Source organism: Marinomonas sp. UCMA 3892, assembly GCF_012726345.1.
Lineage (GTDB): Bacteria > Pseudomonadota > Gammaproteobacteria > Pseudomonadales > Marinomonadaceae > Marinomonas.
Map to the genome: position 1 here is coordinate 76,330 of NZ_PTXN01000015.1, position 23,425 is coordinate 99,754.

18 protein-coding genes are annotated in these 23,425 nt (G+C 44.2%); 7 read left to right on the plus strand and 11 right to left on the minus strand.

Translation table 11 applies throughout. The features are described from left to right. Positions 1-111: 111 nt before the first annotated feature. The 7 genes from gltB to B6N13_RS18765 all read right to left on the minus strand — a co-directional run bounded on the left by gltB (position 112) and on the right by B6N13_RS18765 (position 11,205). A complete protein-coding gene (gene gltB / locus B6N13_RS18735; RefSeq protein ID WP_048814150.1) occupies positions 112-4,563 on the minus strand; it encodes a glutamate synthase large subunit in 4,452 nt (1,483 codons plus the stop codon). Positions 4,564-5,079: 516 nt separating this feature from the next. After that, positions 5,080-6,645 (minus strand): AAA family ATPase, encoded by a 1,566-nt coding sequence (locus B6N13_RS18740; protein WP_169460276.1) that lies wholly within the window; start codon positions 6,643-6,645, stop codon positions 5,080-5,082. A gap of 32 nt (positions 6,646-6,677) precedes the next feature. Beyond that, complete coding sequence (gene aroB, locus B6N13_RS18745; RefSeq protein ID WP_169460277.1) at positions 6,678-7,784, minus strand: 3-dehydroquinate synthase; 1,107 nt, start codon at positions 7,782-7,784, stop codon at positions 6,678-6,680. Further along, a complete protein-coding gene (locus tag B6N13_RS18750) occupies positions 7,784-8,332 on the minus strand; it encodes a shikimate kinase (RefSeq protein ID WP_169460278.1) in 549 nt (182 codons plus the stop codon). Before B6N13_RS18750 ends, aroB begins: the two co-directional genes overlap by 1 nt. A 42-nt stretch (positions 8,333-8,374) precedes the next feature. Beyond that, entirely contained in the window at positions 8,375-9,556 is a 1,182-nt protein-coding gene (locus tag B6N13_RS18755) for a type II and III secretion system protein (protein ID WP_169460279.1), read from the minus strand. Then, positions 9,549-10,259 carry a hypothetical protein gene (locus B6N13_RS18760; protein ID WP_169460280.1) on the minus strand — a complete coding sequence of 237 codons (711 nt, stop codon included), beginning with the start codon at positions 10,257-10,259 and terminating at the stop codon, positions 9,549-9,551. Before B6N13_RS18760 ends, B6N13_RS18755 begins: the two co-directional genes overlap by 8 nt. After that, the gene (locus tag B6N13_RS18765) at positions 10,231-11,205 is read right to left on the minus strand and encodes a hypothetical protein (protein ID WP_169460281.1); all 975 of its coding nucleotides are present in this window, start codon (positions 11,203-11,205) and stop codon (positions 10,231-10,233) included. The genes B6N13_RS18760 and B6N13_RS18765 overlap by 29 nt, the downstream gene beginning before the upstream one ends. 160 nt (positions 11,206-11,365) lie before the next feature. On the opposite strand from B6N13_RS18765, the gene B6N13_RS18770 reads away from it, so the two are divergent. Next, a complete protein-coding gene (locus B6N13_RS18770; RefSeq protein WP_169460282.1) occupies positions 11,366-13,810 on the plus strand; it encodes a penicillin-binding protein 1A in 2,445 nt (814 codons plus the stop codon). Between the two features lie 91 nt (positions 13,811-13,901). Here the strand turns inward: B6N13_RS18770 and B6N13_RS18775 are convergent, their stop codons facing one another. From B6N13_RS18775 to rpmE, 4 genes are all read right to left on the minus strand, one after another. Then, positions 13,902-14,462, minus strand: coding sequence for a TIGR00730 family Rossman fold protein (locus B6N13_RS18775; RefSeq protein WP_169460283.1), 561 nt, complete (start codon positions 14,460-14,462; stop codon positions 13,902-13,904). Positions 14,463-14,573: 111 nt separating this feature from the next. Continuing rightward, complete coding sequence (locus B6N13_RS18780) at positions 14,574-15,842, minus strand: malic enzyme-like NAD(P)-binding protein (RefSeq protein WP_012071784.1); 1,269 nt, start codon at positions 15,840-15,842, stop codon at positions 14,574-14,576. Positions 15,843-16,012: 170 nt separating this feature from the next. Then, positions 16,013-16,747 (minus strand): thermonuclease family protein, encoded by a 735-nt coding sequence (locus B6N13_RS18785; protein WP_248280384.1) that lies wholly within the window; start codon positions 16,745-16,747, stop codon positions 16,013-16,015. A 56-nt stretch (positions 16,748-16,803) separates the two neighbouring features. Beyond that, positions 16,804-17,019: a 50S ribosomal protein L31 gene (gene rpmE / locus B6N13_RS18790; protein WP_012071786.1), complete on the minus strand. Its 216-nt coding sequence runs from the start codon at positions 17,017-17,019 to the stop codon at positions 16,804-16,806. 265 nt (positions 17,020-17,284) lie between these two features. Between rpmE and B6N13_RS18795 the strand changes: the two genes are divergently transcribed. The 6 genes from B6N13_RS18795 (at position 17,285) to B6N13_RS18820 (ending at position 23,415) form a co-directional block, all read left to right on the plus strand. Continuing rightward, positions 17,285-19,516 (plus strand): primosomal protein N', encoded by a 2,232-nt coding sequence (locus B6N13_RS18795; protein WP_169460284.1) that lies wholly within the window; start codon positions 17,285-17,287, stop codon positions 19,514-19,516. 76 nt (positions 19,517-19,592) lie between these two features. Then, positions 19,593-20,216 (plus strand): SPOR domain-containing protein, encoded by a 624-nt coding sequence (locus B6N13_RS18800; RefSeq protein ID WP_012071788.1) that lies wholly within the window; start codon positions 19,593-19,595, stop codon positions 20,214-20,216. Positions 20,217-20,335: 119 nt separating this feature from the next. Next, positions 20,336-20,887, plus strand: a complete 552-nt coding sequence (gene hslV / locus B6N13_RS18805) for an ATP-dependent protease subunit HslV (RefSeq protein ID WP_169460285.1) — start codon at positions 20,336-20,338, stop codon at positions 20,885-20,887. Positions 20,888-20,973: 86 nt separating this feature from the next. Beyond that, on the plus strand, positions 20,974-22,296 hold the full coding sequence (hslU, locus tag B6N13_RS18810) for an ATP-dependent protease ATPase subunit HslU (protein WP_169460286.1): 1,323 nt from the start codon (positions 20,974-20,976) through the stop codon (positions 22,294-22,296). 77 nt (positions 22,297-22,373) lie between these two features. Beyond that, entirely contained in the window at positions 22,374-22,757 is a 384-nt protein-coding gene (locus tag B6N13_RS18815; RefSeq protein WP_169460287.1) for a DUF971 domain-containing protein, read from the plus strand. Between the two features lie 37 nt (positions 22,758-22,794). Next, complete coding sequence (locus B6N13_RS18820) at positions 22,795-23,415, plus strand: SCP2 sterol-binding domain-containing protein (RefSeq protein WP_169460288.1); 621 nt, start codon at positions 22,795-22,797, stop codon at positions 23,413-23,415. Positions 23,416-23,425: the final 10 nt, after the last annotated feature.

Below are 23,425 nucleotides of genomic sequence, written 5' to 3' on the forward strand. Positions count from 1 at the left end.
TATCTCCTCGGCCGCCTGTAAACAGACGGCGCTTCTCTCAAATGGGTCAGACTGATTCGTTCACAGTGCTTAGTTTGTTTCATTACAAACCAAGCACCACAACAGCGTGTTTTATTCCGGACGTTGACGAGTGTTTGCCAATAGCGCGCCTAAACTCGCGGCTTTTGGTTTGACTAGCCAGAACTTACCAATGTAGTCATAGAAGTTTTCTAAGATCTCATGGCCCCATTCGCTGTCAGTTTCTCGGACGTATTCTTCGATCACAGAGCGAAGGTGTGAACGATACTCTTCCGTCAATTCCGTACCGATACGGTGAATTTCCACCAATTCGTGGTTGTACTTATCTACGAAGGTACGGTCTAAATCGAGTACGTAAGCGAAACCGCCAGTCATACCCGCACCAAAGTTGTAACCCGTATTACCCAGTACAGTGACCATGCCGCCAGTCATGTATTCACAGCAGTGATCGCCTGCACCTTCGATAACCGTATGAGCACCTGAGTTACGTACAGCAAAACGCTCACCTGCCGTACCTGCAGCAAACAACTTACCGCCCGTCGCGCCATACAAACAAGTGTTACCGATAATGGCAGAATCTTGTGATTTGAAAACAGATCCTTTTGGAGAACGAATAACCAATTTGCCGCCTGTCATGCCTTTACCAACATAATCGTTAGCATCGCCTTCTAGGTACATGTTCAAACCACCCGCGTTCCATACACCGAAACTTTGACCTGCCGTACCAGTCAACTTCAATGTTAATGGCACATCAGACATGCCTTGGTTACCGTAACGTTTGGCAATCTCACCAGACAAACGAGCACCGATAGAACGGTCGCAGTTAGTCACTTCAAAAGTAAACTCTCCACCTTCTTTTTCTTCAATCACGTCTTTAACTGTGTCCCACATTTTCAAAGCTAATAGGCCTTTATCATGTGGTGGGTTAAATGGTGAATTGCAGTATTGTGCTTTGTTCGCTGGAATCGCATCGTTTTTCAAGATCGGTGAAAGATCTAAATTACGTTGTTTATCCGTTTCACCCGGCAAGATAGCTAATAGGTCTGTACGACCAATCAAATCTTGCAGGCTGGCAACACCCAGTTTCGCTAACCATAGACGCGTATCTTCTGCCATAAAGCGGAAGAAGTTTTTGATCATTTCTACCGTACCGATGAAGTGCTCATCACGTAGCATTTGATCCTGAGTTGCCACACCAGTCGCACAGTTATTCAAGTGACAAATACGCAAGAACTTACAACCCATGGCAACCATTGGCGTGGTACCAAAACCAAAGCTTTCAGCGCCAAGAATCGCCGCTTTCACCACATCCAAACCAGTTTTTAGACCACCGTCGGTTTGCAGACGAATTTTGCCGCGAAGATCGTTAGAACGAAGTGCTTGTTGCGCTTCCGCTAAACCTAACTCCCAAGGCGAACCCGCATGGCGAATAGAGGTAATAGGCGATGCAGCAGTACCACCGTCATAGCCAGAGATGGTGATCAAGTCCGCGTAAGCTTTCGCTACACCAGCAGCAATCGTACCAACACCCGGTTCAGAAACCAGTTTCACCGACACCAAGGCATCTGGGTTAACTTGTTTCAAATCGAAAATCAGCTGAGCTAAATCCTCGATAGAATAAATATCGTGGTGCGGTGGAGGCGAAATCAAGGTCACACCTGGAACAGCATAACGTAGACGAGCGATTAAGCCGTTCACTTTACCGCCAGGCAACTGACCACCTTCACCCGGTTTCGCACCTTGCGCAACTTTAATCTGTAACACTTCAGCGTTAACCAAATATTCTGGTGTAACACCAAAGCGGCCAGACGCGATTTGCTTGATCTTAGAACGGCGCTCTGTACCATGACGAGCAGGATCTTCACCACCCTCACCAGAGTTAGAGCGACAGCCTAATTCGTTCATCGCTTGAGCTAGAGCTTCGTGTGCTTCTGGTGACAAGGCACCCAATGACATACCCGCTGAGTCGAAACGAGGTAGAATCTCTTCAATAGATTCCACTGTGTCTAACGGAATGGCTTTCGCTTTGTCAGACAAAGTAAACAAGTCACGCAACATAGACGCTGGACGGTTATTCACTAGCTCTGTGTATTTAGTGAAATCTTCAAAGCGACCACTGCCCACTGCAGTTTGCAAATTGCGAACCACGTCTGGGTTAAACGCATGGTATTCCGCTTCATGGACGTATTTTAGGTAACCACCCTGTTGAATCGGTTTACGCAATTTCCACGCATTGTTTGCGATAGATTCTTGATCCTTTTGGAAATCTTCAAAGCGCGCGCCTTTAATACGGCTTGGAACACCTTTGAAACAAAGATCCACCACTTCAGTAGCCAAACCAACGGCTTCAAACAGTTGCGCACCACGATAAGAGGCGATGGTAGAAATCCCCATCTTAGAGATGATCTTCATCAAGCCCTTGTTAATACCTTTACGGTATTTAACGTGACAAGCAATTGGGTCACCCAAGACTTCGCCTTTATCAATCATGTCGTTGATTAAACGATAAGAAAGATACGGATAAACCGCTGTCGCACCAAAGCCTAGTAACACAGCAAATTGATGAGGATCACGGGCAAAGCCAGTATCAGCAATGATATTGGAATCACAGCGCAAACCTTGCTTAGACAAATAATGATGCACCGCACCTACCGCCATAGGCGAAGGAATAGGCAAATGGCCTTTTGCTATATCACGGTCGGTTAATACAACAATAACGGCACCATTACGTACCACTTCTTCTGCTTTCAATTGCAAGTTTTTAATCGCTTGCTCAAGAGAAACTTCTTCAGGGTTGTAATTAGTGTTTAGACGAACCAAACGGAAACGGTGGTCATCTAACGCCAACAATCGGCTGTACTTACGTGGTGACAGTACAGGTGAAGACAAAATAATACGGTTCGCATGCTTTGGCGTTTCTTCAAATAAGTTACGCTCTACACCGATACAAGTTTCCAACGACATCACAACAGATTCACGAAGCGGATCTATTGGCGGATTGGTTACCTGTGCAAATTTCTGACGGAAATAATCTGTCACTGGACGAGTCTGGCTAGACATAACTGCCATAGGTGTATCATCACCCATAGAACCTACTGCCTCATGACCACTTTCTGCCAATGGACGGAAAATCTGCTCACGTTCTTCAAAAGACACTTGGAACATCTTCTGATAGGTCAGCATTTCTTCTTTTGTAAAAGGTTCGAACTCTAGAGAAGATTCTTCCAACAAAGATTCAATTCGAATCGCTTCCTGCTTCAACCATTTTTTGTATGGGTGCATGGATTTAAGGCGATTATCGATATCATCAGTATGAAGTACTTTGCCGTTTTGTGTGTCAATAACCAACATTTGGCCAGGACCAACACGGCCTTTCGACACAACATCTTCAGACTTATAGCCGTAAGTGCCGACTTCTGAAGCTAAGGTGATAAAGCCATTCTTAGTAATAACCCAACGAGCAGGGCGTAAACCGTTACGGTCAAGCATACAAATCGCATGACGGCCGTCAGTCATAACCAAACCAGCTGGGCCGTCCCAAGGATCCATGTGCATAGAGTTGTACTGGTAGAACGCACGTAACTCTGGATCCATATTTTCAACGTTTTGCCATGCTGGTGGAATGATCAAACGCGCAGCGCGGAAAATATCCACACCACCTGTTACCAACACTTCCAACATGTTATCCATAGAAGAAGAGTCAGAGCCTGTTAGGTTAACAATAGGTTGAAGATCCTGTAGCTCAGGAATCAGCGGAGTGCGTAGCTTACTGCTACGAGCCAATGCCCAATTACGGTTACCTTCGATCGTATTGATCTCACCGTTGTGAGCCAGCATGCGGAACGGTTGTGCCAAAGGCCACTTAGGAAGCGTATTAGTAGAGAAACGTTGGTGGAAAACACAAATCGCTGTTTGCATTTTTTCGTTGCCCAAATCTTTATAAAAGAAAGGCAAATCCACTGGCATCATCAAGCCTTTGTACGCCAACACTTTATCGGACAAAGAACAGATGTAGAAATTTTCGTATTGCGCTAGTGCGATTTCAGTTTGGCGGCGAGCGACAAACAAACGTGTTGCGAAAGTACGAGCGTCCATACGGTTGCTGTCGACAAATACTTGCTCGATACGAGGCAAGCAATCCATCGCGATAACACCAAGACAAGACGCATCAATTGGCACTTCCCGCCAACCAACTACATTTAAACCTTCATCAGTCAATTTTTTCGTCAAAGTTTCACGTTGCTCACTTGCAAGCGTGTCATCTTGATCAAGAAACACCATGCCAATACCGTAAAGGTCAGACAAGGTGTGATTAAATAAAGCGTGTGCTTCACCACGTAAAAATAGATCCGGCTTTTGGATAAGAAGACCACAGCCGTCACCTGTTTTGCCATCAGCGGCGATGCCGCCACGGTGTGTCATACATGTCAAAGACTCAATGGCTGTCTTAAGTAATTCATGGCTAGTATTGCCTTCCATATGAGCAATTAAGCCAAAGCCACAGTTGTCTTTGAACTCGCCAGGACGATAAAGGCCTGCATTCATACACCAACTCCCACAGTTGAAACGTAAAAAATAAAATTAGATATAAATTCGATTATCAGGTGGCTGGGCTAAAAAGCGAAAGCGTGAAAGATCCCGCTTCGAGAATGACTATCATCTACCCAAAATACCACCGAAATGGACGATCATACTACCCTGCTGAAGAGCACTACTCAAACGAGCATAGGCCTGATTTATGTTATTTTGGCGCTTTTTATAGGGGTTTTAGCAGCAAATAACGCGGACTTAGAGAATTATCTATGGCTGTAGTTTTTCCAAACAGAAAATTCCACTGTTCATTCATGTTTTTCAGGGAATTACAGTGATTTTTACTAAATTGAGAGGTTTGCTATACAAAAGCCTCACAAAAAGAGACTTTGATGGTGTTTTAAACGCTTTGAATCGGAAGAACACTTGGTATTGTCGACATAAAACCTAAATTGCAAACGTAAAACAGCATGAGATGCTTTGCACAAAGTCACGAACGAAGCTAAATCGAGACAAAGGTCTCAGCAGAAATCACTGGGCTTTCTTAATATCGTCCTGAATACCGCGAGCACTTCGCGCCCAAGGATTAAGGTCACGAATATCTTTAGGAAGAGATTCCGCTGCCGCTATTGCTTCGCTACGATTACGATAAGAGCCATAAACCACGACAAACCAATCCTTGCCATTATGTTTTGACTTAAAATAGCCAAAGGCATCCACACCGCCTTGATCACGAATAAAGTCCCGCACTGTTCCTTTATTATGTGTTCCTAATAGCTGTAAGGTATAGCGGTTTGGGTTCTGGGATAGCCACCACTCCGTCTTATCAAAACGGTCTTGTGAGACTTTTAGGTTAGTTTGTTCATTTTTAGTTGGCACCATTTCAGTTGCTGTATCAGCAGTAGGAGCTGCTTGCGCTAAAGGTGCCTCAGCACGAATAGGTGCAGTTGTAATAGCTGGAGTCATCATAGATGGAACACTCGGCTGCTCTGTAGATGGAGCATTAGACATACTTATAGCAGGCAATGAAGAAGTACCAGCTGGGATAGGTGGAAGTATGATTTCACCTTCTTGGCCAATCTTACGCTGCATGGCATCAATGCGTGCGATAGTCTCAGCTGATGATTGCCCCTGTCTTGGGCTTAATGGAATAACATTACTGGTTCTATCTGTTACTGAAGACGATGTCGAAGGTTTGTCAGACTGTTTATCAGAGAATAATACCGCCACCAAAATCCCTAACATCACCACAGAAAGCAATGCCATATGCGCTAAAGGAAAGCCTATCGCTAAATTAAAGCGCATACCTGATTTTGCTGGTTTATTACCATTCCCCATCATGGCTTGAGCAAGCTGGTTGATTCGCCCAGGATACCCACCAGACTCCTGATGGATTTGCTTCACTTGCTTATCACTAAAGGGTAAGTTAATTCCGCCGCCAACCGCGCGAACACGATGCAATAAGTAAGCACGTGTTTGCTCTAATGAATAAGGCGCCAAGGTAAATGAATGACTTAGTTGTTCATAACGAGAGCGCTGATAAGCATCAAGATTACGTGATAATGAGTATTCGCTGAACAACACAATATGAGGAACAGTTTGATTTTCAGTCGCCAATGACATCATGTCTAGCAGCATGCTCACCGCATCGGTGTTTAACTCTTGGGCATTATCAACTAATACCAACGCCGCTTGGCCTTTCTCATCTAAATCATGAGAAAACTTAAGCAAAGGGCCGAAGGTGGTTTCATTAGGAGGTTGTGTGAAGTGACTAGCAAAACCGGCATATATAGCTTGCAGCAATTGACCAGCCGTCATCAACATAGTCGCTTTAACGTGACTAACAACAGTGGTGTCATCTTGATGACGAGCAAATTCCATCAAAAAACGACTTTTGCCACTGCCTTGTGGCCCTTGGACCACAGACAGCAAACTACTATAGCGACTCAAATGCTCAAGCAAAGCCAGTTGCTGATTGCCTTCTTCAGACGCAAAATAAAGCGATGCGTCTTTCGAGCCAAAAGGATCCCTCAGCGTGGCTTTTGGGGGCTGATTAAGCGCATCCTCTAGATCAAACTGAAAGTCTGGCTTAGACATAGTTGTCCTTCAATATTAAATAACTAACAATATTAAGCAAGGCTAGCTTGTTTACTCGCTTCTAGTGCGTCTAGAAGACAGGAATTAAAGTCTTCCATCGGAAAATCCGATGTTACGATAGCATCACCCAATGCGCCAAGCAGAACCAAACGCAAGCTTCCATCCAATACCTTTTTATCTAACGCCATGCGTTCCACAAAGCACTCGACCGTCATCTCAGCAGGCGGTAAGACAGGCAAATTTGCTGCTTGAAATAGTGCTACGGAACGACAGATATCTTGTTCCGTTAAATTCCCCATGCGCCAAGAAAGATCAATCGCTAACATACTACCAGCAGCAACAGCTTCACCGTGCAACCAATTGCCGTAGCCCATTTCAGTTTCAATCGCATGACCAAACGTATGGCCTAGGTTTAAAATAGCACGAATGCCACCCTCTCTTTCATCTTGGGCAACTACATTGGCTTTTGCCAAACAGGAGCGGTAAATCGCTTCACTGATTTTATCATTATCTAATGCCATTAATTCAGGCATTTCTTGTTCGAGCCAATCAAAAAATGGCACATCGCAAATCAAACCGTATTTGATCACTTCCGCCATGCCTGCTGACAATTCACGCTGTGGCAAGCTTTGCAAGGTTTCTGTATCAATGATCACAGCTTGAGGCTGATAAAAAGCGCCTATCATATTTTTGCCAAGCGGATGATTCACACCTGTTTTTCCACCAACAGAAGAATCAACTTGAGAAAGCAAAGTGGTTGGCACTTGAATAAATGGCACACCTCGCTGATAAGTCGCAGCTGCAAACCCAGCCATATCACCAACCACACCACCACCTAAAGCGATAACAGTAGTCGTTCGATTATGCTTGGCTTCCAATAAAGCGGACATGATCATGCCGTAAGTTTCTAGCGTTTTATATACTTCACCATCAGGCAGAATACAGGTATCAACTTTATAATCCACTGATAACATTGACACCATGGACTCTAGATACAGAGGTGCAATAGTCTCATTGGTTACTATCATGACTTGTTTGCCATGAATCGCATCATCAAAAAGGGCTTTCTGCTGACGAATGCCGCTACCAATAAAAATAGGGTAGCTACGATCATCAAGGTCAACGGTTAACGTACGCATTAGGATACGGTTATCTCCATTTTAAGGTGGCGCTTGATTGCATCTAGCACCTTATTAGCGACAGAACGAGGGTGACGGGAATCTGTTTCAATAACTAAAGTAGCAACTTCTCTATATAGAGGGTCACGTATTTCAAATAGTTTTTTTAACGTTGCTCTCGGATCACCAGTTTGCAAAAGAGGGCGATGTGTACTTTTTGAGGTGCGATATAACTGTTGAGCGACGGAAGCGTACAAGTATACCACGAGCGCATTTTCTCGAAGAATATCTCTATTTTCCTCACGCATCACGATACCGCCACCGGTTGCTAACACACAATCACCGGTGTCTGATTCCACTATTGAGGCCAGGGCCTGAGTTTCACGCTTACGAAAACCGTCTTCACCTTCCCGTTCAAAAATCCAAGGAATGTCTGCACCAGCATTGTCTTCTATGACTTTATCGAGATCATAAAATTCTTTGCCCATCGATTGAGAAATCAAACGGCCTATCGTCGTTTTTCCTGCGCCCATCGGGCCTACTAAAATAATATTGGGGGCTTTTATCATTGTATTCAATTACGTCGGAATTAAGCAGATTTAGACTGCGGCCTAGTTGACTGACATTTGTAGCAGCTTTGGTGTAATAAATACAAGCAATTCAACCTTTTCTTGCTGTTCTGATTGTCTTTTAAACAACTCGCCCAACCAAGGAATGTCACTAAAGAAAGGAACCCGACTCTCGGACTCGAAGCGCTCTTCTCGAAAAACCCCACCTAAAACAAGCGTTTCTTGGTTTTTCACTACGACCTGTGTTTTTAAACGATTAGTTTTTAAACTAGGCACACCATTAACTAAATCTCCCACAGAATCTTGATGGATCGTTAACGATAGCAAAATGTGCCCACTGTCTTTTACAAACGGGGTCACCTCCAACATGAGTACTGCTTGGCGAAACTCAATACTCACCTTATCATCACTAACCGTTTGATAAGGTACTTCAGTTCCAGATTCAATTCGAGCAGGCAGCCCTTCGGAAGTGACAATTTTAGGCTTTGACACCACATTAGCTAAACCTTCACTTTCCATCATGTCCAAAGTGAGTGCCAATAAGCCAGAACCACCGATACTGGAAAAGTCCAAACTCGTCGTTGGTGTCAACGCGCCTAAATCAACAGCTCCTCCGATAGAGGATCGGACACCATCAGATAACTTAGCTTGCCAGTTCACCCCAAACTGCGATTGAGCGGTTCGACTTACTTGGGCAATTTGCGCACTGATTTCAATTTGTTTTAACGGTGTATCTAACCAATCAAGTGTTTCCTGAATACCTTCGAAAGAAGTACAAGAATGAGCAATAATCGAATTGGTTCGATCATCCACAACTAAAGAAATGGATGGGTGCAAGGCTCTTAAATGTACACCCACATCTTTTGCTTTAGCATGTTTCAACACCCAATAAGCTCTCTGACACATAACAGATGTAGGTTCGGTACTGTCTTCTAAAGGTGTTTTCACGGGCATCAGCACCGCTACATGCCCTTGCCATTCAAGCTGGATATGTGGCAGCTGTGCAATAGCCTCCATCACATCTTTCCAGCTTGCATCTTTAATAGAAAGTGTTAATACATCATCGATTTCTGGGCTAATCACCACGCTTTCATTCATTTGTGACGCAAGCCAAGGCAATACCTCTTGTAGCGAACGAGATTCAAAATAGACATCCATCGCCAACACACGGCTAGCCCCAAGAAAGAAAAATACCAAGAGCCCATAATATAACCGCTTAGTCATCACGGCCTCCCTGCTCTCGAACAGCTAAAGCATTCTCAGAACCATCCTTTGCCATCAGGGTTACTCGATCAAAAGATACTTCATTCACGGTTAAACCGGCCTCTGGTAACCAACTGCCCTCACTAACCCAATGACGAGCATTTTTGTATGCAACTAACGCCGATGTGTTATCACCTATTCGCATAGTCGACAATAACTGCCAATCTTTTTGCTCAAACCGATTCATATATAACTTAGTGGGTAACCAATCATGGTATTCCCGATTCGCCTTAGGAATCTTAATTGCAAACAACAAGTGTCCTTGCCAATATCCATTACTTCCTCTTTGCCAAGATGCGGCAAGCAGATCTAAAGCAAACTGTGTTTCAATTTTTTCCAGCACTATTTGCCATTCGATAAGAGAAGCTGAACCATTGATAGACCATTGCGTGGGCACACCATTTTTAGCGTCTTCCACTCTGTGCTGTAGCCAAGATTCATCAAGCAAGTACATGTCGCGTAATAGAATCGCTTGTTGCTGCGTTTTTTTCCAATCACTCTCAGCTCGGGCTTTCAATTTAGATTGTCGATTTAGCTCATCTTGAGCCTGTGATAAGAATGGATACCAAACAGCAATTTGCAAGAGAAGCAAAAGTAACACCACGGAACCTTTGATATTTTTTAATGATGCGCCGTTAGTTTTTAAATACTTTGATAGAAACATCCACCACCTCCTCCTTCTGAACAGTTGGAGAGACAAAGCGATGCGGCTGTTGTTCGACATTCCAGCGCCAATCTGGATTCTGCAGACGCCAAGCCTCCAGCAATAATTTGAAATCTTGTATAGGCAATGTCATTTGGAGAGAAGCTTGTTGAGCTTCACTTTCAAAACATTCAAGTCGAGCGGACATAGGCAAAGCCTGAACCAAATTCAATACTGACGCAGAAAATCCATTAGAGTCATCCATCGATGACCATGCAGATTGAGTTGCTTGTATTTTTTGACGAGCAATCAAAGCTTGTGTCGATTTTTGATGTAAGGATAAAAAGCAAATAGAAGCCACCCCTTGGACCAGCAGGCTAACAACAATTAAACACCAACAAAGCCGTCGAGCTTTTAAACGTTTACTTTTTTCCGGCTGATACACTGACAAGGCCCGAGGGAAACAATATGACCAAGACCGATTGCGCAAAGCAATGGCTTCCCATTGCCCCATCGGCATAAGCAAAAAAGATTTGGCAATCGACTGAAATGGCAAGCACAACTGCTTAGCCCACTCACTTGAGCAAGCAAACGTCGTAAGTTGAGACTGCTGCTCTGGCAATACCTCGTATTGATAACTAAACAGCAAACTATCAGGTGGTGAAAATGTCGCTTCTACAGCATAGCTCAATGCAGCCAATGGCAGTAACGATGAAGGTATAAGGTGATCAATCCTATGCTGCGACACAGATAACCAAGCATCAGGTACTAATATAATTATCCGAGATACATCTATCGGATAATCTAATGTTAAGCTTCGCTGGATAAGCTCTAATTGTGAAGTATTGGGCAGGGGATCATTATTTAATGAATAACAATCCACCAAATTGGCAGTTTTACTAGAGTCATATAATGTACATTCTTGAGCTGAGTAAACAGCTATAGAATAGGCATGCATGAGCTTCATCATTCATCCTTGAAATTGTAAGCAACAGAGTATTGTTTTCCATTTGGCTTCCATGCCAAATTTTTACCAAGATAACACGATTTGATGCAAAGTTAACCGCCTATTCTGTGGTCATCTTAGGTATAATGCAATTTTCTCACTCTGTATTAATTGAATTTATATGGCTAAGACACTCAAAATACTTTTTTTTCTCGGTCTGTTTGGAACACTTTGCGCGGTTGGCATTACCTATGCGGTTTATTACAACGTAAAAGACCGTATTCCAACTGTCGCTGAACTAAAAGACATCGAGTTAAGAATCCCACTGCGTATCTATACCGCCGACAATAAATTAATTGGTGAGTTTGGTGAGCAGCGCCGCTCCCCTATCAATTATGCAGAAATCCCTCAAGATCTAGAGCATGCAATTTTAGCTGCAGAAGACACCAATTTTTATCACCATCCTGGCGTTGACATTCTGGGCTTAGGCCGAGCCGTTGTACAGTTAATTACTACTGGGCAAAAACAAGGTGGCGGCAGTACTATCACCATGCAGGTAGCACGTAACTACTTCCTCTCATTTGAACAAACCTACACCCGTAAATTCACAGAAATCTTTATTGCCCTAAAGATGGAACGAGAGTTATCTAAACACGAAATTCTTGAGCTGTACGTCAACAAAATCTACTTGGGTAATCGTGCCTATGGTTTCGAAGCAGCGGCTCAAGTCTATTATGGAAAAAATCTCGCTGAGCTTAATCTTGCGCAACTAGCTATGATTGCTGGCCTACCAAAAGCGCCCTCTCGCTTTAACCCAGTCGTAAACCCTTCTCGTGCACTAATTCGTCGTAACTGGATTCTGCAACGTATGTTATCGCTCGGCATGATTGATAAAAGCGCATACCAAAATGCTGTTGAAGCGCCAATCACTGCTAAGAACCATGGTGTCATGCCAGATATCGAAGCTGGCTACATCGCCGAGATGGTTCGCTCTGAGCTATACAGCACATTTGGAGACGATCTTTATAGCACAGGCATGACAGTCTATACGACCATTGATTCTGAACGCCAAAAAGCCGCGAACGAAGCTGTTTTCAATGGCGTTTTAGATTACGACATGCGTCATGGTTACCGAGGTTCTATTGAGACTCGTGTTGACTTGATTGACGCACCATTAGAAGAACAAGAAAAAGCCCTACAAGACATAGAGCGTTTCAAAAATTGGCAAACAGCATTGGTTATCTCAACGACAGAAACCACCGCTGATGTACGTTTAGCTAATGGCGAACGTGCCACATTGCCATGGGACGCCGTTAAATGGGCAAGACCTTATATTAATGAGGACTCCCAAGGCGCTTCACCTTCCACCGTTGCGGATGTTTTGGTACCTGGCGATATTGTTCGTTTGCGCCCAGACAACCAGCAAAAATGGCTACTCGCGCAAAAGCCTGAAGTACAAAGCGCACTCATTTCTTTGAACAGTAAAGATGGTGCAATCCAAGCTTTAGTGGGTGGTTTTAACTTCTACGAAAACAAATTTAATCGAGTTACTCAATCTAAACGTCAACCGGGCTCCAACTTTAAACCCTTCGTTTACGCGAGTGCACTAGACCGAGGTTATACTGCAGCCAGTATTATCAATGATGCTCCGGTTGTCTTTAACGATACCAATCTAGCGTCTGCATGGCGACCAACTAATGACGGAGGCAAGTTCTATGGCCCAACCCGTTTACGTCAGGCACTTTACCGATCACAAAATATCGTCTCCGTTCGTTTGCTTGACGAGATGGGTATTCGACCAACACTGGATTTTCTACGCCGTTTTGGGTTTGATCCAAACGAGTTGCCACACAACCTGTCTCTATCTTTAGGTAGCGCAAACTTATCACCACTGCAAATAGCAACGGGATACGCAGTGTTTTCTAATGGCGGCTATCAAGTACAGCCTTACCTCATAGATAAAGTCATAGATAGAAATAATAAAACTCTATTCCAAGCCAACCCTGTGACAGTCTGCGTAACGTGCACTCCGTTAGAAAAAACGACAGATGACGAACAACAAATGGGTCTATTTAATACACCTGAAGGCATTCGTAGCTTACCAATCGCACCGCAAGTTCTCGACCCAGAAGTGAATTACATCACTTACGATATGATGCGAGATGTTATTAAATACGGTACTGGTCGACGAGCACGAGTACTTCAACGAGATGATCTTGCGGGGAAAACAGGTACAACAAACGATGGCCGCGATGCATGGTTCTCGGGCTTCAATGGCAATCTAGTAACATCAGTATGGAGCGGTTTTGATAACTCATCACCTCTAGGGCGTGGTGAATGGGGGGGCTCGGTTTCATTGCCGCCTTGGATTGATTACATGCGCGACGCGCTAAAAGATACGCCTCCTGATTTCGTAGCAAAACCATCCTCTTTGGTAACAGTAAGAATTGATCCGAATACAGGTGAACGTGCGTTACCGGGGCAGTCTAACGCAATTTTTGAGATATTTAGAAAAGACCATGTGCCACCACAACGTAATCTGAGCTTACCAACATTTAACAATAATATTGGAAACGAAGCGCAAGAAGAGAAACACGAAAATAACGTGTTGGAAAACTTATTCTAATCTAAGCTTCTATTATTCTAACCAAAAACGCCAGCTTGAACGCTGGCGTTTTTATTACAACTGCCAAGTCCAGAGCCCTACCAAATAGTAGCTAACTCCACTTAGGTTTAGGCGCTTGATAAGTTTTGCAAGCAGACACTAAAGTTTCCGGAGTGTTAACTTTAATGATCATATCAATATAAGACTGCTTCACAAAACCTTCCTGCTGCATACTTTCCACCATAGTAAACAATGGGTCATAAAAACCATTTATATTGTAAAAAGCACAAGGTTTGCCATGTAAGCCGAGTTGTCCCCAAGTCCACACTTCAAACATTTCCTCTAACGTTCCTACACCACCTGGAAGCGCCACAAATGCGTCGGCCAGCTCACTCATCTTAGCCTTACGTTCATGCATATCTGCAACCACATACAGCTCAGTTAAACCTGTGTGAGCAATTTCCTTTAGCTTTAAATGCTGGGGGATGACGCCTATCACCTTTCCGCCAGCTTGCAAAGCAGCGTTCGCAATAATGCCCATTAAGCCAACATTCCCTCCGCCGTAAACAATATCAATTCCTTGCTTGGCAAGATGCACACCCAAGGCTTTCACACCATTGGCGTATTCAGGAGAGTGACCCTCAGCAGAACCACAATATATTGCTACTTTCATACTAACACTCCTTGCTTCTATTGAACTAACGTCAATTTAGTCATCAAAAAATCCACATAAAAAAAGCGACTCCTTATGAGGGAGCCGCCTTTTTAGCAAGATACTATTCGATTAAGCACCGAAGTGATCAAGATTCTCAAGTGGGTAAAAATCTGGGTATGGAAGCATAGCCACACCAGAATCAACCGCTGCACGAGCAACTGCTGCAGAAACAACATTTAGCAAACGAGTATCCATTGGTTTTGGCAAAATGTACTCTTTACCAAAGCTCAAAGGTGTACCGCCGTAAGCAGCAACAACATCCGCTGGAGCTTCTTCTTTTGCAAGATCTTTAAGTGCATGCACCGCAGCCAATTTCATTTCTTCGTTGATCTTAGTCGCACGAACGTCTAAAGCACCACGGAAGATGAAAGGGAAGCCAAGCACGTTATTTACTTGGTTAGGGTAATCAGAACGGCCAGTCGCCATGATCAAATCATCACGCGTCGCACGGGCAAGCTCTGGATTGATTTCTGGATCAGGGTTTGAACAAGCGAATACGATTGGGTTAGCCGCCATTTTAGCAAGTTGATCAGCAGACAATAGATCCGGACCAGATACGCCGATAAACACATCTGCGCCTTCTATTGCATCATCAAGCGTACGCTTGTCAGTATCAATCGCAAACATTGCTTTGAACTGATTCAAATCAGTACGACCAGAGTGAATAACACCGTTACGGTCAAGAACGAAGATATTTTCGCGCTGTGCACCACAAGCAATGATCAGCTTCATACAAGCTGTCGCTGCTGCACCAGCACCTAAACAAACGATTTTAGCATCAGCAATGTCTTTACCTTGAAGCTCAAGAGCGTTCAAAAGACCCGCTGCTGTCACAATCGCAGTACCGTGTTGGTCATCATGGAAAACAGGGATAGAACAACGTTCAATCAACTGACGTTCAATTTCAAAACACTCTGGTGCTTTGATGTCTTCTAAGTTGATGCCGCCATAAGTGTTTGCAATACGAGCAACAGTATCAATGAATGCTTGTGGACTTTCAGATTCAACTTCTACATCAACAGAGTTAATGCCAGCAAAACGCTTAAACAATAAACCTTTACCTTCCATTACTGGCTTACTAGCCAATGGACCTAGGTTACCCAATCCAAGAATCGCCGTACCATCAGAAATAACAGCAACTAAGTTGCCTTTACCAGTGTAACGGTAAGCCGCTTCAGGGTCTTTTGCGATTTCACGACAAGGCTCAGCCACACCTGGGCTGTAAGCTAGAGAAAGGTCACGAGCGGTCGCTGTTGGTTTAGTAATAGTTACGCTCAGTTTTCCTGGAACTGGATACTCATGGTAGTCCAGTGCAGCTTGCTTTATATCTTCTGCCATTATGATGTTTCCGTCTATTTGGTGTAATTAATTAGTTTTATCATAGCCAAACTGGGCCTTGTTCCCAAGCCTACAAAAGCTTCGAAAGTGGCACCTTATAATTTTGTGTCGTCAGAATAATCGATCTACTCAATACTTTAAAGCGTAAAACCATAGGAATATTCTATCAATCATTGATCGAGAGAAGCTTTGATTTCAAGCAAGTCATTAGGATGTCTTACAGAAAGCACCCAAGACTTAAAGTCTGAATGGCGACTTTTCCTTTGATGTTGCCAACCACGCACTTCAATTTCCTTACCCTCAAGATAAAACACTTTTTGGGAAGGCCAATAATCAGTGACATAAGATGGCAAATTGATTACTAGATCCTGATCGGTTTCTAGCCACCAACCTCCTCGGTTCTGAGTGATTGAAGTGATGTTGACACGAGAGATTGCAAATCCAGCTTTTGGCTGCCATTGCAAATTTTGCTGCCATAATCCCTTATGCGCATTGCGAGCTGCATTCTCAGCCGCCTCAAAACAGTCTTGATAGGCTAAGTTTGGAGGGACAGCAATACGATAACCAAGTCCTTCGGATAGTAACTGACTCGTCAGTGAAATACGATCTTTATCGAAAAGGTAGTACAAATAACGACCGTATCTGTCTTGATCATTTTTCGCTCTTTGTAAGTAGACAAATTGATCGAGGCGGGATCGAACGAAATCCGTCGCAGCGACAGCATAAGGTTCGTGATTGCCTTTTTTGTGGTCAAGTTCTGGTGTATCTATACCCACCAGACGGACTTTTCGGCCATCGGTAAGATGTATTGTATCACCATCAACCACTCGCTTGATCTGAGCTTTTTCAAGTTCGCCTATTGCAGTACAGGATTCATTAGCTTGAACAGCAAGTGACAAAAACAAAAAAAGCGCCAAGAGAACTTGGCGCCTTTTTAAAGCGATCACTATCATGCCACCAATTACTTAGTAGTACGACGTGCTCCAAAACGTTTGTTGAAGCGATCAACACGACCACCAGTATCAACCATTTTCTGTTGACCTGTGTAGAATGGGTGACAGTTGCTGCATACGTCTACGTGAAGGTCAGAACCTAGAGTAGAGTTCAACTGTAGTGTATTACCACAAGTACAAGTAGCAGTAACTGCAGAGTAATTTGGGTGGATATCTTTTTTCATCGTATATACCTTTAGGTTTGGTGTGCCGCCACTTGATCGATATTAATGGGCTTTCGCCGCGTCAAGCACCGCACGTTTCGTTGTACAGACATTGTACAGTGGAGCCAAGAGTCGCGTATTTTAGGGATCTATTGACTAATCAGCAACCTTTTTTCATGCTTTTCTCATAAATTTGTGACTCGCATCAACCCACCACTCTGACGTACACTTAAAAATAATCAAGATATTCTATTTTTGCTTTATTAAACAAGGTCTAACCTAACGCATGTCAGAGGCGCTTCTTACCCCTTACCCTTTTATCAAAGTCGCTCTACCCGTGCCGATGCGCACTCTGTTCGACTATAAAGTGCCCAAAGCCATCGCATTAAGACATGCGCTAAAACCTGGCATGCGCGTCAAAGTGCCCTTTGGTAAAAGCAGTCGTCTTGGCGTTATTGTCGCCCTAAGCGAAACCAGTGACTGGGATCCAGAGCAAGTCAAACCACTGACATCAATGCACGATCAAAGCCCAGTAATTACCGAAGAGCTGATGGCATTATGTGAATGGGCTGCACGTTACTATCATCATCCAATTGGCGATGTCATCTTTCACGCCTTACCGGTATTACTACGCAAAGGTGAGAGTGCGGAATTTCGTACAGAAAATTGGTGGCTCACCACACCAGAAGGGCAAGCATTGCCGCTTGAACAACTGAGCCGAGCACCCCGCCAACAAGATTTTTTGAAGGCAGTGCAACAACATCCCAATGGCTTAAGCCAACACGCTGCATCAGTTTTAGACCTTGCCCCTGCCGCCGGAAAAAGTCTAGAAGAGAAAGGTTTGCTGCGCCGAGAGCCTCGTTCCTTCAATAAAGGCGGCGAAAAGCACGCTCATCAGACTCAGGTCCCACCGACACTTAACCCTGAGCAAATGCGCGCAACAGAACATTTATTAGATTACCGTCATCAATTCAACGTTACGTTATTGGACGGCGTGACTGGCAGTGGTAAAACGGAAGTATTTCTTCGAGTCATGGAGCGCTTGATCGAGGAAGGAAAGCAAATTCTTGTCATGGTGCCAGAGATAGGCCTGACACCTCAAACTCTAAAACGCTTTGAAATTCGCTTCAATACCGACATTGTCCTAATGCATTCTAATATGAGTGATCGAGAACGTTTGGATGCTTGGTTACTTGCGGCAAGCGGCCATGCCAAAATTATCATTGGCACAAGGTCAGCGGCTTTTATCCCAGCCCCCAACCTTGGCATGATTGTCATTGATGAAGAACATGACACCTCTTACAAGCAACATGAAGGCTTTCGATATCATGCTCGTGATCTCGCTATAAAGCGCGCTCAAGCCCTTAACATTCCGGTATTACTTGCTTCCGCCACCCCCTCTTACGAAAGCCTAACCAATGCTCTACAAAAACGCTTTGCTTGGCTGAAACTTCGTCAACGAGCTGGGAATGCACACATTCCTGAAATGGAGCGAGTAGACCTTAGAGGCAAAACCTTGGTTCATGGTTTCAGTGAGCATGCACTGGCTAGCATGAAGCTGTGTTTAGAGCGTAAAGAGCAGGTCTTAGTCTTTCTGAACCGTCGTGGCTACGCACCGACCCTGATGTGTCACCAGTGTGGCTGGATTGCCGCCTGTGATCATTGTGACGTCAACCTAACGGTGCATAAGCGAGCAAACAAACTTCATTGTCACCATTGCGACACGCAAAAAGCATTGCTTCATACTTGCCCTGAGTGTCAGTCAGAAGAGTTATTTACCGTTGGTGAAGGCACGGAACAAATAGAAACTCAGCTAAGCACACTATTTAAAGATGTACCTATTTTGCGTATTGATCGTGACAGCACTCAGCGAAAATCTGCTATGGCAAAGCTGACCCAGAAAATCCATGAACATGATCAAGCTATTCTAATCGGTACACAAATGCTGGCGAAAGGTCATCATTTTCCTAACGTTACTCTCGTCATTATCATGGATGCCGACGCAGGTTTATTCTCTTCCGATTTTCGAGGCATGGAGCGCACCGCTCAGCTAATCACTCAAGTCGCAGGTCGTGCTGGTCGTGCCAAGAAACCGGGGCACGTATTATTACAAACCTATCATCCAGATCATGCGGCTATCGAATGTTTATGCAATCTCGGTTACGAACACTTTGCTATTGATGGTTTGGCCGAACGTAAATCGCTTTCACTTCCGCCCTTTTATCATCAAGTCATCATTCGCGCCGAATCGGGTAATGAACAAGAGGCTATGCAGCTCTTATCCGCCATGAGAAACGACCTTGAACCTTACTTTGCCAAGGACGTTTATCTGGTTGGCCCTTATGCAGCCATCATCGTTCGCAAAGCGGGGCAGCATCGTGCTCTGATTTCAATCAAAGCCGCTCAGCGTGCGCCTTTGCACCAAGCGACGCAAATGATGACCGAATGGTTAGAACAATCCACAAAACAACATAGAATTCGTTTCGCAATTGATGTCGATCCACTGGAAACTTACTGATCTTGCCCGCATAATGTGCGCAACTCACATTCTGTTTATTTATTTACGCTAAAGCTAAAAGCAAAAAGCCCAAATTATGTTTAATCCTGTTCAAATTGCAGCAAAAGGAAGTCGCCCAAAGAAAGGCGCGACACGTCGTACACCACCGCCACCAAAACGCAAAACTGCTTGGTGGCTTTGGCTGCTGGTTCCAGCAATCCTTGTAGCGTTTATTTACGGGCTTACACAGTTAAACCAAGTCGTGCCAAAAGCTAAACCGGTTGAAAAAGAAAAAATTCAAGTCCCTGCACCGGCCCCTAAGCCTAAACCCGCTCCAGCACCGGCAAAAGCGGAAGTAAAAGCTAACGTTGCACCGAAAAAAGATACGTTTGAGTTTTATCAAATATTGCAAGACAGTGAAGTGGACACCAGTCACGTTGATGCTTATCAATACACACCACGAGGCGAGCAAGATTTTTATTATATGATCCAAGCCGCTTCCTTCCGTAATGCTGAAGATGCCGACCGTTTACGAGCTAAGCTAATTCTATCTGGCATGGTTGAAGCCAACATTCGCAAAACCATGGGAAAAGGCGATCAGCCTTGGTATCGCGTGGTATTAGGACCTTATGAATCACGCTCAAAAATGAACCGGGCAGAAGATAAGCTGGTTTCCATGGATATTGCCTCCTATTCCTATAAAGTTAAAAAAGAGCCATAACCTTCCCCATAATTTTGTCTAGATTGCATACAGAAAGTGAAATCTAACTCTGTATGCAATCCTTGCTTGAAATCTTCCTGCTTGCCCCCATTTCGTTAGAATCGAAACTGGAGTAGACCATGACAACAATTCTTACTGTACGTAAAGGCAACCAAGTCGTCGTTGGTGGCGATGGACAAGTATCTCTAGGTAACACTGTGATGAAAGGCAATGCCCGTAAAGTGCGCCGCCTATACCGTGGTGAAGTCATTGCAGGCTTCGCAGGTGGAACCGCAGACGCCTTCACTTTATTCGAACGCTTTGAAGGTCAACTAGAAAAACACCAAGGTCACCTTGTACGTGCCGCGGTAGATCTTGCCAAAGATTGGCGATCAGATCGTGCATTACGCAAACTTGAAGCCATGCTGATTGTCGCGAATAAAGAAAGTACTCTAATCATTACTGGTACTGGCGATGTGGTCGAGCCACAACACGGTGCATTAGCCATTGGTTCTGGCGGTAACTTCGCAGAAGCGGCAGCTCGCGCCTTAATTGATAACACAGACTTAACAGCCAAAGAAATCGTTGAGAAAAGCCTCAACATCGCCGCTGATATCTGTGTATTCACCAATCACAGCTTAACGATCGAAGAAATTACTATTGATACGCAGCTTGAAGATAAGTCTAAGTAACACCGAATTAATGTATAGACAGACTTTAAAGCGACGCGACCATCATTCAAGAACACATCATTCAAGAACATAAAAGAGATTTGATAATGAGCAGCATGACCCCAAGAGAGACGGTTAACGCCCTGGACAACCACATTATTGGTCAGCAAAAAGCAAAACGTGCGGTGGCCATCGCACTGCGTAATCGCTGGCGTCGCATGCAACTTCCTGAAGAAATGCGAGCGGAAGTGACACCTAAAAACATTTTAATGATTGGGCCAACTGGTGTTGGTAAAACTGAAATAGCGCGTCGTTTGGCTAAACTAGCCAATGCTCCTTTCATTAAGATTGAAGCCACTAAATTCACCGAAGTGGGTTATGTTGGTCGCGATGTTGAATCTATCATCCGTGATTTAGTCGAAATGGCTATCAAAATGCTACGCGAGCAAGAAACCGCGAAGCTACGTCATAAGGCAGAAGATGCGGCAGAAGATCGCATTTTGGATGTGCTATTACCACCAGCGCGCGGTGGTGATCCTGAGCTAGAAGATAATAGTACACGCCAGACTTTCCGCAAAAAATTGCGCGAAGGCCAATTGGATGACAAAGAAATCGACATTGATGTTGCTGACTCTCCAATGGGGGTCGAAATCATGACGCCACCAGGCATGGAAGAAATGACCAGCCAATTACAAAATCTTTTCTCGAGCTTTGGTTCTCAGAAAACCAAAAAGCGCAAAATGAAAGTGAAAGACGCTTTCCGCCAAGTTCGTGATGAAGAAGCTGCTAAGTTGGTAAACGAAGAAGAGCTAAAAGCGCGCGCAGTTGAAGCCGTTGAGCAAAACGGCATCGTCTTCTTAGATGAAATAGATAAAGTCGCAAAGAGCTCTGAACGCTCAGGTGGGGAAGTTTCTCGCGAAGGCGTACAGCGTGATTTGTTACCTTTAGTTGAAGGTTGTACTGTTAGCACTAAATACGGCATGATCAAAACCGACCATATTCTGTTTATTGCTTCTGGTGCTTTCCACCTATCTAAACCATCCGACTTGATCCCCGAGCTACAAGGTCGTTTACCTATTCGTGTTGAATTAGATGCTCTTACCGTAGACGATTTCAAACGTATTTTAGTCGAGCCAAGCGCCTCCCTCACTAAGCAGTATGTGGCACTGGCTAAAACTGAGAGCATTAATTTAAACTTTACCGAAGAAGGCATTCACCGCATTGCCGAAATTGCTTACCAAGTAAATGAACGTACAGAAAATATTGGTGCTCGTCGCTTACACACGGTTCTAGAACGATTACTTGAAGAAGTATCCTATTCAGCCAGTGACATGCCAGATGATCAAGTTGTCGACATTACCGCGGCATATGTTGATCAGCAGCTTGGTGAGATTGTTAAAAATGAAGATTTGAGCCAATACATTCTGTAGTAACTCAGCTAAACAGCCCTTTCACTGAAAGGGCTGTTTTAAGTCGTAATGAGCGAAGACCAGGCAAGGAAAAAATCATGGCCACACCAGTGCCGACCAAAATTAATTACCATAAACAGGCTCGTGAGTTAGCGATCACTTTCGCTGACGGACAAAGTTTTCGACTCAGCGCTGAGTTTTTAAGAGTTCACTCACCTTCTGCCGAAGTCCGTGGTCACGGTTTGCAAATGCCCATATTGCAATACGGCAAAAAGAACGTCGGAATCAACAATGTTGAAGGTGCAGGCAACTATGCACTGAAGATTTCCTTTGATGATGGTCACGACACAGGCCTTTATACGTGGGAATATCTCTACAATATTGGTAAAAATCACGATGAGCTTTGGCAAATGTACCTAGATCGCCTTGAAAAAGAAGGTCAGACGCGTGACACTTCAGTAATTCAAATCCACCAACTTTAACTTGTTTCATATTTAAGACATCATCGGGAAAATTTTTATGGGCTCACTTAGTTTATCGGCACTCAGCGCTATTGAAAAAGCAATCAATCTTGCCCTTAAACAAGACGCCCCTTCCCAAGCCCGTCTAAGCAAATTAGCAGGACAGCAAGTCTTTCTATATGTAGAAGACTTCGACTTTATTTTGCAGATTCATATCCTTGAAGAAGGCGTCATGCTCAATCGTCCTGAAAGCTTAGAGGAAATCGAGCTAGACCCACGATTAGATACATTAGTGCAAGGCCCTAGTGCGGCCTACCGAAAATTGCTTGAGGGTGATGGCTTTTTTGACGGAGATTTACGTATTCAAGGCAATGCCCAAGCTCTCATGACATTGCATAAAGTGATGGAAAACTTTGAATTTGATTGGGAAGGGTTGCTTGCTGATTACATTGGCGACTTATCCGCAGCCGCCTTGGCGCGCCTACTGCGTGCTCAATGGTCTTGGAGCAAAGAATTTGCCACCAACGCCAGAATGCAGATGGTCCATCACCTACAAACCGACAGCCAGTTACTGCCAAGCAAAATTGAATTCGACAACTTCGTCGATGAAATGGAACGCTTCGGCACCTTGATTGATCGTGCTGAAGCCAAACTCAGAATCCTTGAGAAGAAAAGCTAAAACCACTTTT